Genomic DNA, 12,679 nt, shown 5'->3' on the forward strand with positions numbered 1-12,679 from the left:
ACGACAAGTACGCAGCAGTCGATAGGGGAGGCTGTGGGGAGAATCAGCCGAAGTACTTCGGCAGGGTCCCCTCGTGGGCTTCGCGGAGGGCGTCCAGGGACAGGCCCTCCACGCCGTTGATCTCCAGCTTGCCGCTGGCCGCGTCCACCACGCCGATGCGGGTGTGCGCGAAGCCGCGGGCGGTGCACATGTCCGTGAAGCGGACTTCCTCGGAGCGGGGAACGCCCACCACGGCACGTCCCTGGGACTCGGAGAAGAGCGCCGTGAACAGGTCCACGCCGTCCCGGTCCATGACGTCCTGCAGCGCGATCCGGGCACCCACGCCGTAGCGCAGGGACGACTCCACCAGGGCAGCCGCGAGGCCGCCTTCGGAAAGGTCATGCGCAGAGTCGATCATGCCGTCACGGGACGCGTTGATCAGGATCTCGCCCAGGGCACGTTCTGCCTCGAGGTCCACCTTCGGCGGCTGGCCACCCAGGTGCCCGCGCATGTTGGCCCACTCGGAACCGTCCAGCTCGGCCCCCGTGGTGCCCAGCAGGTAGATGGCCTGGCCATCCTCGCGCCAGCCCGACGGCGTGCGGCGCGCGACGTCGTCGAGCTTGCCCAGCACTGCCACCACGGGGGAGGGGTGGATGGGCGTGGTGCCCGTCTGGTTGTACAGCGAGACGTTGCCGCCGGTGACCGGGATGCCCAGCACCATGCAGGCGTCCGAGAGGCCACGGATGGCCTCGGCCAGCTGCCACATGACGTCCGGGTCCTCGGGGGAGCCGAAGTTCAGGCAGTCGCTGACGGCCATGGGGATGGCGCCCGCGGTGGCCACGTTGCGGTAGGCCTCAGCCAGTGCCAGCTGCGCGCCGTGGTAGGGGTCGAGGTAGGTGTAGCGGCCGTTGGCGTCGGTGGCCAGGGCAACGCCGAGGCCGGTTTCCTCGTCCACGCGGACCACGCCTGCGTCGTCCGGGAACGCCATGGAGGTGTTGCCGCCGACGTAGCGGTCGTACTGGTTGGTGATCCAGGACTTGGAGCACATGTTCGGCGACGCCACCAGCTCGGTCACGGCCTTCGCCAGCTCGGCGGGAGCGGCCGGGCGGCCGGCGTCCTGCACGGAGCCGGTGAAGGTGTCGGCTTGGACGGCGTCCTGCCACTCGGGGCGGGCGTACGGGCGGTCGTAGACCGGGCCGTCGTGGGCTACGGTGCGGGGATCGACGTCGACGATCACCTCGCCTTCCCAGGTGATGATGAGGCGGCCGGTGTCGGTCACCTCGCCCAGCCAGGAGTACTCCACGGCCCACTTGTCCATCACCGCCTCGAACGCTTCCACGTTCTCCGGCGTGACGACGGCCATCATGCGTTCCTGGGACTCGGACATGAGGATCTCGCCCGGGGTCAGCGTGGGGTCGCGCAGCAGCACGGAGGTCAGCTCAACCTGCATGCCGCCGTCACCGTTGGAGGCCAGCTCGGATGTGGCGCAGGAGATGCCGGCCGCGCCGAGGTCCTGGATGCCTTCCACCAGGGAGCCCTTGAAGAGCTCCAGGCAGCATTCGATGAGGACCTTCTCGGCGAACGGGTCGCCCACCTGCACGGCGGGGCGCTTGGACGGCTTGGTGTCATCGAAGGACTCGGAGGCCAGCACCGACGCGCCGCCGATGCCGTCACCGCCGGTGCGCGCACCGAACAGGACCACCTTGTTGCCCTTGCCGGAGGCGTTGGCCAGGCGGATGTCCTCGTGGCGCATGACGCCCACGGCGAGGGCGTTGACCAGCGGGTTGCCCTGGTAGACGGAGTCGAAGACCATCTCTCCACCGATGTTGGGCAGGCCCAGCGAGTTGCCGTAGCCGCCGATGCCGGCCACTGCACCGTGCATGACGCGCGCGGTGTCCGGGTGGTCGATCGCGCCGAAACGCAGCGGATCCATGACGGCCACCGGGCGGGCGCCCATCGAGATGATGTCGCGGACGATGCCGCCGATGCCCGTTGCGGCACCCTGGTAGGGCTCAACGAACGACGGCGAGTTGTGCGATTCGATCTTGAAGGTCACGGCCCAGCCGTCCCCCAGGTTGGTCACGCCGGCGTTTTCGCCGATGCCCACCAGCATGTCCTTCTTCATTTCCTCGGTGACCTTCTGGCCGAACTGGCGCAGGTGGTTCTTGGAGGACTTGTAGGAGCAGTGCTCGCTCCACATGACGGAGTACATGGCCAGCTCGGCGCCGGTGGGGCGGCGGCCCAGGACCTTGACGATCTCGTCGAACTCGTTCCGCTTCAGGCCCAGCTCGGCCCAGGGCAGCTCGGTGTCCGGGGTCTTCGCGGCGTTCTCGACGGTGTCGATGTTGAACTTCTTGGTGGTTTCGGTGGTCACTTGTCGCCTCCCACAATCTTGTTCAGTACGGAGGTGAAGAACCCGAGTCCGTCGGTGTCGGACCCGCCGATGCCGTCCAGTGACTCGGGGCCAAAGCCAGGCTCAACGGCGTGCTCGGGGTGGGGCATGAGGCCCACCACGTTGCCGGCGGCGTTGGAGATGCCGGCGATGTCGCGGCGCGAACCGTTCGGGTTGAAGCCGACGTACCGGAAGACTACGCGGCCCTCGGCCTCAAGGGCATCCAGGGTCTTTTCGTCCGCGATGTACTGGCCGTCCTGGTTCTTCAACGGGATGGTGATCTCCTGGCCCGCCTCATAGTCCAGGGTCCACGCCGTGTTGCTGTTCTCGACGCGCAGCACCTGGTCGCGGCAGAGGAACTTCAGGTGGTCGTTCTTGATCATCGAACCGGGCAGCAGGTGCGACTCGGTGAGGATCTGGAAGCCGTTGCAGATGCCCAGGACGGGCAGCTTGGCATCGGAGTTCGCGGCGTCGATGATTTTGGACATCAGCGGGGCGAAGCGGGCGATGGCGCCGGCGCGCAGGTAGTCACCGTAGGAGAATCCACCGGGGATGATGACGGCATCGACGTCACCGAGTTCGGCGTCGCCATGCCACAGTTCGACGGCGGTGGCACCGGCCAGGCGCACCGCACGGGCGGCGTCGCGGTCATCCAGGGTGCCGGGGAAGGTCACGACGCCGATTCGGGCGCCAGCGAGGCGCGGCTCCGCCGCGACGGCGACGGCCTCGCCGATCAGGGGAAGTTCAGTCATCTCAGGCCTCGACGACCTCGACGTTGACGACGTCTTCGATCACCGGGTTGGACAGGAGGGTCTCGGCGGCGTCGCGGGCCTGGGCCAGGATGTCCTCCGTCACCTCGCCGTCGACCGTCAGTTCGAAACGCTTGCCCTGGCGGACAGAGCTGAAGCTGGTGAAGCCCAGCCGGGGGAGAGCGCCAACGATTGCCTTCCCCTGCGGGTCCAGAATCTCGGGCTTGGGCATGACGTCAACAACGATCCGGGGCATCCGGTAACTCCTGTGCGTGAGCTTGGGTAAGGGCGCAGCGGAGTGGTGCCGTCTCACGCCGTACCGGGGTTTGGGGGACTGGGGTCACCTGCGTTGGTTCACCATGAGGTCGGGCGCTCCGCGAGCTTGCCCTATCATTCTACCGGCCCGGGCGCGCCCCTCTGTATTCGGTGGATCCGGACCGGCGCAGAGCGGCTGGAGATTTCCGCGCAGGCCTCCTGCAGGCGTGGTTCTGGAGTTGCCGGAAGGCCTTCACTAGGATTGCTGGATGGCTGAGAATTCGAAGTCCGTGCTGTTGCCCATGGTCGCCGCGGCGGTATTCGCGGGCCTCGGCAGGATGGTGTTCCAGAAGATAAAGGCCGACCGCGTCGCCCGCCAAACCCGGCTGGCCGGCCCGGTCGATGAAAAGACGCGGCAATGGATCAGTGACGTGGTCCGCACCCCGCGGCAGTAGGGCGCCACCTCTTCATCCGTCCTTGGCAGGGCATCCTTCGGGATGCCCTTTTTTGTGCAGCAGGAGGGCTATCGGCGCACCGTGTGACAAGCGAAAATTTCCGGAATGTGCCCTATGTCATAACGCGCTATCAGTCTGTACTCTTTGAACAGTCTGGTCTCAGCAAATTACAAAACCTGTAATTTTCTCTGCGGATCCAGTCGTTCGGCGCCCACCAAGGCTGGGCGGCACATCGTGAAAGGGTTGCGCGTGAAATCAACTGGAAAGAGCCCCACGCGGGCTGGGGGACTCCGGAAAGCGGCCGCACTGGCCGTCGGGTTGCCCCTTCTCCTCAGCTCGCTGGCAGTCGGGCCCGCCTCGGCCGCGCCCGGTGGCCAGGGTCGGGAGAATCCCTCCTCCGCTGCCACGGACAGTCAGTTCAAGGACGGCAGGTACATCGTGGTGCTTGCCGGGCCGGCTGCCGCGGCGTATGAAGGGGGAACTGCCGGCCTGGGTGCTACAAAGCCGCAGCAGGGAAGGAAGCTGGACGCCGGCAGCCCCAACTACCAGGCCTACGACGCGCACCTCCGAAAGCAGCAGCGGGACGTTGCCGCTGCCCAGGGCGTCAGCCCGGCCAAGCAGTACACGGCGGCTCTCAACGGGTTCACCGCCGAGCTGACCGCCGGGCAGGCGGCAGCCCTGTCCAAGGACAGCCGCGTCCTGGTGGTGGCGCCCGACGTCGAAAACAAGCCTGACTACACCACTACCGACTTCCTCAAGCTCACCGGACCCGAGGGTGCATGGGCCAGGCAGTTCGGCGGCGAAGCCAACGCCGGCAAGGGCGTCGTGGTGGGGGTCATCGACTCCGGCTACGCGCCCGACAATCCCTTCCTGCAGGGCGAACCGGTGAAACCGCTGCAGGGAAACCCGCAGGTCGGCGTCCCCTACCGCACCGGCGACGGCAAGATCGCCATGCTCAAGGCGGACGGCACCACCTTCGAAGGCGAATGCCAAAAGGGCGAGGGATCCGGGGCCGCCTTTGACGGTTCCCTGTGCAACTCCAAGGTCATCGGCGCCCGCTATTTCGCCGATTCCTTCCTCCAGTACGTGGCCCCGGGAAACCGGGCGCCGGAAGAACTGATTTCCCCCGTGGACGTCGGCAGCCACGGTACGCACACCGCTACCACGGCAGCCGGCAATGCGAATGTCGAGCAGGTGATCGACGGAACCAGCTTCGGAAAGAGCTCGGGTGTGGCTCCCGCGGCCAAAGTCTCCGTCTACAAGGTCTGCTGGGAGGACACCAACCCGGACACCGGAGGGTGCTACTCCTCCGCATCGGTGGAAGCCGTGGATGCCGCCATCAAGGACGGGGTCGACGTCCTGAACTACTCCATTTCGGGCAACAACAACAGCACCACCGACCCCGTGGCGCTTGCGTTCCTCAATGCCGCTGCCGCGGGCATTTTTGTTTCGGCATCGGCCGGCAACTCCGGCCCTGCGGCCTCCACCGTGAACCACGCATCCCCGTGGCTCACCACGGTTGCTGCCTCGACCTTCCCCAGTGATCTGGTGGGGACCGTCAAGGTCTCGGACGGTTCGCTCTACCGCGGCGCGTCCATCATGAAGTCCGAGGTCGCGGACAAGCCGGCCGTCCTGGCTGCGGCGGCCGCGGCCCCCGGGGCCGCAAACGCCAATCTTTGCGGGCCCGGATCCCTTGACGCGACCAAGGTGGCGGGCAAGGTAGTTGTCTGTGACCGCGGCGTGGTGGACCGCACTGCCAAGAGCCAGGAAGTCCTGGACAAGGGCGGTGTGGGCATGATCCTGGTGAACCTCACCAGCAGCTCGGAGGACGCGGACAACCATGTCCTTCCCACAGTCCATGTCAATGCCCCCAAGAGCCTGGAGCTGAAGTCAAAGCTGGAAGCGAATCCGGCGCTGACGGTCAGCCTGGTCAAGGGCGACCTGACCGGGCTGCCCCCCGCTGCGGCCCCCCAGATCGCAGGCTTCTCGTCCCGCGGCCCCACCCTCGCGTCCGGCGGGGACCTGCTGAAGCCGGATATTTCCGCCCCGGGCGTCAACGTCCTGGCCGGTGTCTCCACGATCGGCAACGACGGTGACCAGTTCGGATTCATGTCCGGGACCTCGATGGCTGCCCCGCACATCGCCGGTTTCGGCGCCCTGGTCTTGGGCAAGCAGCCCAAGTGGAGCCCCGCAATGGTGAAGTCCGCCATGATGACCACCGCCTACCCGCTGGTCAACGCCGACGGTTCGCCCAACACCGACCCCTTCCAGGGCGGCGCGGGCCACATCGACTCCACCCGCGTCACCGACCCTGGACTGGTTTACGACTCCGGCATCCAGGACTGGCTCGCCTTCCTGAACGGCCAGGGCGTGGAAACCGGTACGCCGCAGGCAGGAACCATTGCTGCCCGCGACCTCAACCTGCCCTCCATTGCACTAGGCAGCCTCGTGGGGGAAGTCCAGGTGAAGCGGAAGCTGACTGCACTGGTGCCGGGCATGTACCGGCCGGAGGTGGACATGGCGGGCTTCAGCGTCAATGTCGAACCCAAGGCGCTGAACTTCTCGAAGGCAGGCCAGACCCGTGAAGTGACAGTGACCATCCGGAACGTCAGCGCACCGGTGGGCAAGTTCAGCGCAGGAAGCATCAGGTGGACGGGCCCGCGGACCGTGACGTCGCCCATCGCCATCCGGCCTGTAGACGCCCAGATCGCGCCGTCGTTCTCGTTCAGCTCTGCCACCGGTACCGGCAGCGGCACCATGGAGCTCGTGTCCGGCTCGGACAGCCCCATCGCCGTGGGGGTGGAGGGGCTGGCACCGCTCAGCCAGACCGCCATCACCAAGACCCCGGGTGAGTACGCACCGACGAATGACGCGCACAATGCCCTGCTTCAGGTGAAGATCCCTGCCGGGGCCTCGTTTGCCCGGCTGGGCATCCAGGCGCAGTCGAACGACGTCGACTGGGACATGGTGGTCTACGCGCCGAACGCTGTGGGCGGCCTTACGGCCACCCAGGTTGCCACCGCTTCCGCGAGCGAATTCCTGGACCTGGAAACACCAAGGGCAGGCACCTATTATGTGGTGGCCAACCTGTATGCCACTCCGGACAACGGGCCCGCCACCGCGTCCGTGCAGGCGGTGAGCTTCGCCGGGGATGCCGGCAACCTCACGGTTGACCCGAACCCGATCGTGGCGCCGAACGGAACCGCCACCTCGGCAACCCTGAACTGGACCGGGCTCCCGGAGGGATCCTACCTCTCACGGCTGAGCCTGGGCAGCAACGGCATCAGGACCTGGGTGAACGTGCAGGTGGGACCAGGCTCTGCCTCCGCTCCTGCCGGTGCTCCGCAACTTGACCTTGCGCAGGCGGTTCCCGGAACCTGACCGGAAGAACATGGGGGGAGGTCCCGGGTGGTCGATACGGCCGCCCGGGACCTTTTCTGTTCCTGCCCTGGCTCCATCCCGTTCCGCAACGCCGCCGGGAAGGTTAGACCGCAGTTCCGCCCAGTAAAGGTGCCATGGCCTTCCAGCGCGCAATCTCGCAACCATCGGTGCGGGTGAAGGTTGCGTGCACGGGGCGCCCGTGGAATGTTCCAGTGACCACGGCGACCTGGGGTCCGCCGTACTGCTGGGTGCACAGTTTGGGCGGCCCGGGCTTGGGGAAAAAGATCTCCTCGCCGAACCGCTCCACTGCGGTCAGGGCGGCCCCGGGATCCGGCACAGTGGTGCCGGCGGCCGGCTGGTTGTCCCTGGCCACCAGGCGGAATACGTGTCCGGCCTCCCCGGGCGCCTCCCGGAGGCTAATGGTCAGGTCAATCAATGCTGTGCCCCCGTGACAGGGCCTCGAGTTCCGAGGCGAGCCTTTCCCGCAGGACTCCGGCTTCGGCGGCAAACGCACGCTGGTGTTCGACGTACGCCGCCTTCCCGTGGGGCGTCTCAATGGGAATGGCAGGGTAGCCCCAAGCGGCAAGGTCGTACGGGGATGCCTGCATGTCCATGGTCCTGATCCGCCAGGACAGTTCAAAGCAGTCCATCACCAGCTCGCTCGGCAGGGCAGGCAGCAGCTTGTACGCCCACTTGTAGAGGTCCATGTTGGCGTGCAGGCAGCCGGGCTGTTCCAGGTGGCGCTGGGTTTCACGGCTGGGTGCATGCTCGTTGAGCGGGATGGCATCGGGCGTGTAGAACCGGAAGGCGTCGAAGTGGGTGCAGCGGATCCTGTTCTCCTCCACCACCTTGTCGGTGCCTTCCGCGCCCAGCCGCAACTGAAGATACTCATGGCGAAGGTCGAACTTGTCCTGGCGGTACACCATGGCCCACTCGTGCAGGCCAAAGCAGCCGAACTGTGCCGGCCTGGCCGCGGTGCCCCGCAGGATGACGCCGGCAAAGGCCACCGCATCCTTGCGGTCCGCCAGGAAGGCGCGCCGGTCAAAGGTGACCGCAGTGCTTCCCGCCGCCAGCCCCAGGGAGGCGAGCTCGCCGTCGTCGAGCGTCCGGTAGTGCTTCCAGCCGGACCGCTGGACGGCCTGGCCGCCGGTAAGGACTGCCCCGGCACCAGGGTGCCAGCGCTTCAGCTGGCCGGGCTTTTGGGTGTAGTACGTGAAGAGGAAATCCTCCACAGGATGTTTTTGCCCCGCCGACCGGCGGGCCAGATAGGGATCGGCATAGCGGCTGACGCGCTGCACGTGGGCTTCTTCCCGGGTGAGTGCAGTGTCCGCCGCGAGGAGCTTAAGAGGCTCCACCGGCAGCGCCCAACACATCTTTGGCGGCATCCCAGGCGCTGATCTCGCAACCATTGGTACGCGCGAAGGTTGAATCCACGGCAACACCGTCAACCATGCCCGTCACGGTTGCCTTCTGCGGGCCGCCGTACTGCTGCGTGCAGGGCTGGGAGCTCCCCGGCGCCGCCGGGGCCACGATGCCGGGGTTGGCTTTCAGTGCTGCGCAGGCGGCGACGGCATTGGGGTGGCTGCTTTCCGCTGCAGGTGTGCCGGCGGAACAGACCAGGGTGTAGTCGAGTTCCGGTGCGCCTTGGGACGGCACCACGGTGATGGCAAGTTCAGCGTTCCCCTGGCCCGGCCCGGCGCTGGGCCGCGACGTGGCCGGGGCCGGGGCGGCCACGGTGGTTTCGGTATCAGGCGAAGGAGTGGCGGAACCGGCGGGTGGACTGACTGCCGGGGCTGTGGGACTGCCCGACGTGGAGGGCGCCGGCGGCGCCGGGGACGTGCTGCTGTCCGGAGTGCCGCTGCAACCTGATACCAGCCCGGCGCTTATGGCCAGGACTGCTGCGAGCATCCGAAAATCACGCATCAGGCCACCTCTCCTTGGTCCAGTCATTCTAGCCGTTGCGCTTGGTATGGCCGCGCCTCCGGCCTCCCAGGGTTCACGGCCGGCGCCTACGCGGACGTCGCAGCGATCAGCGCCATCATCGACGCATGCAGGTCCGTGACCTGGTCCCGCGTCAACCCCAGCCGCTCCATCATGGTCCCCGGCACCTGCAGCGCCTGCTGCCGAAGGGCGGCACCCTTGGGCGTGAGTTCGACGGCGAGTGCACGCTCGTTTCCGTCCATGCGGCGCCGTGTGATCAGCTCCGCTGCTTCCAGCCTGCGCAGGAGCGGGGAAATAGTGGCCGGCTCCTGGGCCAGGGCCTCGCTGATGTTCCGTACGGTGCGCGGGCTGTGTTCCCACAGGCAGAGCATCACCAGGTATTGCGGATGCGTGAGGTTGAGTTTCTCCAGCACCGGCTTGTAGGCGCCCACAACGCTTCGGGCAGCCACCGTGAGGGCGAAGCAGAGCTGGTGTTCAAGCAGCAGGTCTTCCTCCTCGGCTGCATCCGCCCCCGCGCGGTCCATCGCCCCGGGGTGGTTGCCTTTGGTCTCCGTTGCTGCTGCATCCGTTGCCGCTGTAGCGGGCATGGCTTCCTCCAACTATTAGTGCACTAATCATTAGTGTACATTTAGTAGTGGTAGCAATGAGTGGAAGGAACCTCTTCATGGCCAGGGACAGGTCTGCGGACAAGGGCAACGCTTCCCAGCGCTTCATGCGTGCAACGGGGAAGCTCAGGGCCGTTTTCGGTCCCGCGAACCGGACCGCCCTGGGACATGACATGTCCGAGGAAAACCGCCGGCTGTTGGCGCAGCGCCAGGCGGAGACCCGGCAGTGGGAGACCATTACCCGGCCCGACGGCAGCACCTACGTCGTACCGAGGAACCCTGAAGACCGCTCCCTGCGCTAGCCGTACCCTCTCTTTGCCGCCCGAATGGACCGGCGCCTTTTTCCTGCCCCGGGCTTAAAATGAGGGCACTGGCTCCTGCCGGAGCCCAGTGCGCTTTCGCCCGGGGATTCGGGAAGGGGGTGGAAAACAGTGGCACATGTCCTCAGCAGTTTCATGGGCCTGACCGAGAGGCTACGCTTCGTCTTTGGTCCCGCCACCCGGCTGGATGCTGATACGCCCGTGGTGCACAAACACGACGAATTCGAGCAGGCTTCCGAAGAAGACCTTTCGCATTTCGTGGTCGAGACCGATTCAACCGGCCATCACTACGCAGTGCGCCGCGAAGACCTGGAACGCGAAAGCTGACTGTCCAGGCCGCACCCGGAACCAAAAATGCCGGGTTGCCCTTCCTGCGGAAAGGCAGCCCGGCATTTCTCTGCGCCTAGCGGCCGGTGCCGCCGTAAACGGTTGCTTCGCTTTCGGTGTCCAGCCCAAACGCCTTGTGGATCACGCGCACAGCCTCATCCAGCAGGTCGGCGTGGGTCACCACGGAGATGCGGATCTCGGAGGTGGAGATCATGTTGATGTTGATGCCGGCGTCCGACAGCGCCTTGAAGAAGGTGGCGGAGACGCCGGGGTGGGAGCGCATCCCCGCACCGATGAGGGAAAGTTTGCCGATCTGCTCGTTGTATTCGATGGCTTCGAAGCCGATCTGGTCCTGGGCCGCGTGCAGGGCGGCCAGGGCGTCGGCGCCTTCCACGATGGGCAGCGTGAAGGAGATGTCGGTCTTGCCCGTGCCGTGGGTGGACACGTTCTGGACGATCATGTCGATGTTGGAGTGGGCGTCGGCGATGACCTGGAAGATCGCGGCGGCCTTGCCGGGGATGTCGGGGACACCGACCACGGTGACCTTTGCTTCGGAACGGTCGTGCGCAACGCCGGAGATGATTGGCTGCTCCAAGGCAACTCCCTCTTGAGTGGTGATCTTGTCATCGGCGCTGGGAATGACCCAGGTGCCTTCGTGCTGGCTGAATGAGGAACGGACGTGCAGCGGGACGCCGAACCGGCGGGCGTATTCCACGCAGCGCAGGTGGAGGATCTTGGCGCCCGAAGCGGCCAGTTCCAGCATTTCCTCGCTGGAGATGGTCTCAATCTTCTGGGCCGACGGGACCACCCTCGGATCCGCGGTGAAGATGCCGTCCACGTCTGTGTAGATCTCGCAGACATCCGCTTCGAGGGCTGCCGCCAGCGCCACCGCCGTGGTGTCCGAACCGCCGCGGCCCAGGGTGGTGATTTCGTTGGTGGTCCGGCTCATGCCCTGGAAGCCTGCCACGATGGCGATGTTGCCCTTGTCCAGCGCGGTGCGGATACGGTGCGGGTCGACGTCGATAATCCGGGCCTTGCCGTGGATGCCGTCGGTGATCATGCCCGCCTGCGATCCGGTAAAGGACTGGGCGGAGGCGCCGAGCTTGTTGATGGCCATGGCCAGCAGCGCCATGGAGATGCGCTCGCCGGCAGAGAGGAGCATATCCATCTCGCGGGCCGGGGCTGAATCGGTCACCTGGGCAGCGAGGTCCAGGAGTTCGTCCGTGGTGTCGCCCATCGCAGAGACCACAACCACAACTTCGTTGCCGGCTTCCTGGGCATCGACCACACGCTTGGCGACGCGCTTGATCCCGTCAGCGTCCGCAACGGAGGAGCCGCCGAATTTCTGCACGATGAGCTGTTTGGTCACCGCGCCGGAGGTGGGTTCCACCCGGGGCTGGGTTGCGTTGTGCACTTCGGTAGTGGGCGTACTCATGCGCGTACCTTCATTGGATCAATTGGAGTTCTGGAGGCCAGGCAGCCTGACGCCGGGCGGCGCGACTTTCCTCCGACAGTTTATCGCCGCGTCCAGAGCCGCGCTGAATTGTGACCACATACCGGCCCCAGCCCGCTATTGGGGCCGGACTCAGCCGCCTGGGCGCGGACCCCATCGTTCCCCATGGGACAAATTCAGCGCTGCCAGCGGCTGCCGTTCGTAGACAAGGCGTCAGGCCAGGGCATTCCGGCGGCCTTCGAAGGCGCGGCCCAGGGTCACTTCGTCCGCATATTCGAGGTCGCCGCCCACGGGCAGGCCGGACGCCAGGCGGGTGACCGCAATGCCGATGGTCTTCAGCATTCTGGCCAGATACGTGGCCGTTGCCTCACCCTCCAGGTTCGGGTCGGTGGCGATGATGACTTCCTGGATTTCGCCGTCGTTCAGCCGGGTGAGGAGTTCGCGGATCCGCAGCTGTTCCGGGCCTACCCCGGCGATCGGATTAATGGCGCCGCCCAGCACGTGGTACCGGCCACGGAACGAGCGGGTCCGTTCCACGGCGAGGACGTCTTTGGACTCTTCCACGACGCAAATGACAGCGGGGTCGCGGCGGGGATCGCGGCAGATGTTGCACAACTCCTGCTCCGTGACGTTGCCGCAGACGGTGCAGAACTTGACCCTTTCCTTGACAGTGGTGATCGCCTCCACCAGCCGCTTCATGTCCTGCGGGTCAGCTTCAAGGATGTGGAACGCCAGCCGCTGCGCGGACTTGGGGCCCACCCCCGGAAGGCGTCCGAGCTCGTCGATCAGCTCCTGGACTGCACCTTCGTACACTTTTCCCTC

The 12,679-nt window shown here is 66.2% G+C and carries 13 protein-coding genes; 4 read left to right on the top strand and 9 right to left on the bottom strand.

The features are described 5' to 3' along the window. Positions 1 to 43 precede the first annotated feature (43 nt). Genes purL through purS form a run of 3 tightly spaced genes read right to left on the bottom strand, consistent with a single transcriptional unit; the run spans position 44 to position 3,376 of the window. Positions 44 to 2,353, bottom strand: coding sequence for a phosphoribosylformylglycinamidine synthase subunit PurL (purL, locus tag RM50_RS00850; RefSeq protein WP_043448899.1), 2,310 nt, complete (start codon positions 2,351 to 2,353; stop codon positions 44 to 46). Next, positions 2,350 to 3,123, bottom strand: a complete 774-nt coding sequence (purQ, locus tag RM50_RS00855; RefSeq protein WP_043448902.1) for a phosphoribosylformylglycinamidine synthase subunit PurQ — start codon at positions 3,121 to 3,123, stop codon at positions 2,350 to 2,352. Before purQ ends, purL begins: the two co-directional genes overlap by 4 nt. A 1-nt stretch (position 3,124) precedes the next feature. Then, positions 3,125 to 3,376, bottom strand: coding sequence for a phosphoribosylformylglycinamidine synthase subunit PurS (purS, locus tag RM50_RS00860; protein ID WP_003798434.1), 252 nt, complete (start codon positions 3,374 to 3,376; stop codon positions 3,125 to 3,127). Positions 3,377 to 3,644: 268 nt separating this feature from the next. On the opposite strand from purS, the gene RM50_RS00865 reads away from it, so the two are divergent. Further along, positions 3,645 to 3,830, top strand: a complete 186-nt coding sequence (locus tag RM50_RS00865; RefSeq protein ID WP_043448904.1) for a hypothetical protein — start codon at positions 3,645 to 3,647, stop codon at positions 3,828 to 3,830. Between the two features lie 249 nt (positions 3,831 to 4,079). Further along, entirely contained in the window at positions 4,080 to 7,211 is a 3,132-nt protein-coding gene (locus tag RM50_RS00870; protein ID WP_052259873.1) for a S8 family serine peptidase, read from the top strand. Between the two features lie 103 nt (positions 7,212 to 7,314). Here RM50_RS00870 and RM50_RS00875 read toward each other — a convergent pair whose 3' ends face one another. The 4 genes from RM50_RS00875 to RM50_RS00890 all read right to left on the bottom strand — a co-directional run bounded on the left by RM50_RS00875 (position 7,315) and on the right by RM50_RS00890 (position 9,676). Beyond that, positions 7,315 to 7,647: a serine protease inhibitor gene (locus RM50_RS00875; RefSeq protein WP_043448908.1), complete on the bottom strand. Its 333-nt coding sequence runs from the start codon at positions 7,645 to 7,647 to the stop codon at positions 7,315 to 7,317. Next, on the bottom strand, positions 7,640 to 8,584 hold the full coding sequence (locus RM50_RS00880) for a 3-methyladenine DNA glycosylase (RefSeq protein WP_156133802.1): 945 nt from the start codon (positions 8,582 to 8,584) through the stop codon (positions 7,640 to 7,642). The genes RM50_RS00875 and RM50_RS00880 overlap by 8 nt, the downstream gene beginning before the upstream one ends. Further along, positions 8,553 to 9,134: an SSI family serine proteinase inhibitor gene (locus RM50_RS00885; protein ID WP_043448911.1), complete on the bottom strand. Its 582-nt coding sequence runs from the start codon at positions 9,132 to 9,134 to the stop codon at positions 8,553 to 8,555. Before RM50_RS00885 ends, RM50_RS00880 begins: the two co-directional genes overlap by 32 nt. Positions 9,135 to 9,220: 86 nt before the next feature. Next, positions 9,221 to 9,676, bottom strand: a complete 456-nt coding sequence (locus tag RM50_RS00890) for a MarR family winged helix-turn-helix transcriptional regulator (RefSeq protein WP_043449059.1) — start codon at positions 9,674 to 9,676, stop codon at positions 9,221 to 9,223. Positions 9,677 to 9,816: 140 nt separating this feature from the next. On the opposite strand from RM50_RS00890, the gene RM50_RS00895 reads away from it, so the two are divergent. Beyond that, positions 9,817 to 10,059 (top strand): hypothetical protein, encoded by a 243-nt coding sequence (locus RM50_RS00895; protein WP_043448913.1) that lies wholly within the window; start codon positions 9,817 to 9,819, stop codon positions 10,057 to 10,059. Positions 10,060 to 10,188: 129 nt separating this feature from the next. Further along, a complete protein-coding gene (locus RM50_RS00900) occupies positions 10,189 to 10,404 on the top strand; it encodes a hypothetical protein (RefSeq protein ID WP_043448916.1) in 216 nt (71 codons plus the stop codon). A gap of 76 nt (positions 10,405 to 10,480) precedes the next feature. Here RM50_RS00900 and RM50_RS00905 read toward each other — a convergent pair whose 3' ends face one another. Both RM50_RS00905 and recR read right to left on the bottom strand, forming a co-directional pair. Further along, positions 10,481 to 11,839: an aspartate kinase gene (locus RM50_RS00905; protein ID WP_043448918.1), complete on the bottom strand. Its 1,359-nt coding sequence runs from the start codon at positions 11,837 to 11,839 to the stop codon at positions 10,481 to 10,483. 231 nt (positions 11,840 to 12,070) lie between these two features. Continuing rightward, positions 12,071 to 12,670, bottom strand: a complete 600-nt coding sequence (gene recR / locus RM50_RS00910) for a recombination mediator RecR (RefSeq protein WP_043448920.1) — start codon at positions 12,668 to 12,670, stop codon at positions 12,071 to 12,073. Positions 12,671 to 12,679 lie beyond the last annotated feature (9 nt).

It is taken from the genome of Pseudarthrobacter phenanthrenivorans, from assembly GCF_000813845.1.
GTDB classification, from domain to species: Bacteria; Actinomycetota; Actinomycetes; order Actinomycetales; family Micrococcaceae; genus Arthrobacter; species Arthrobacter phenanthrenivorans_B.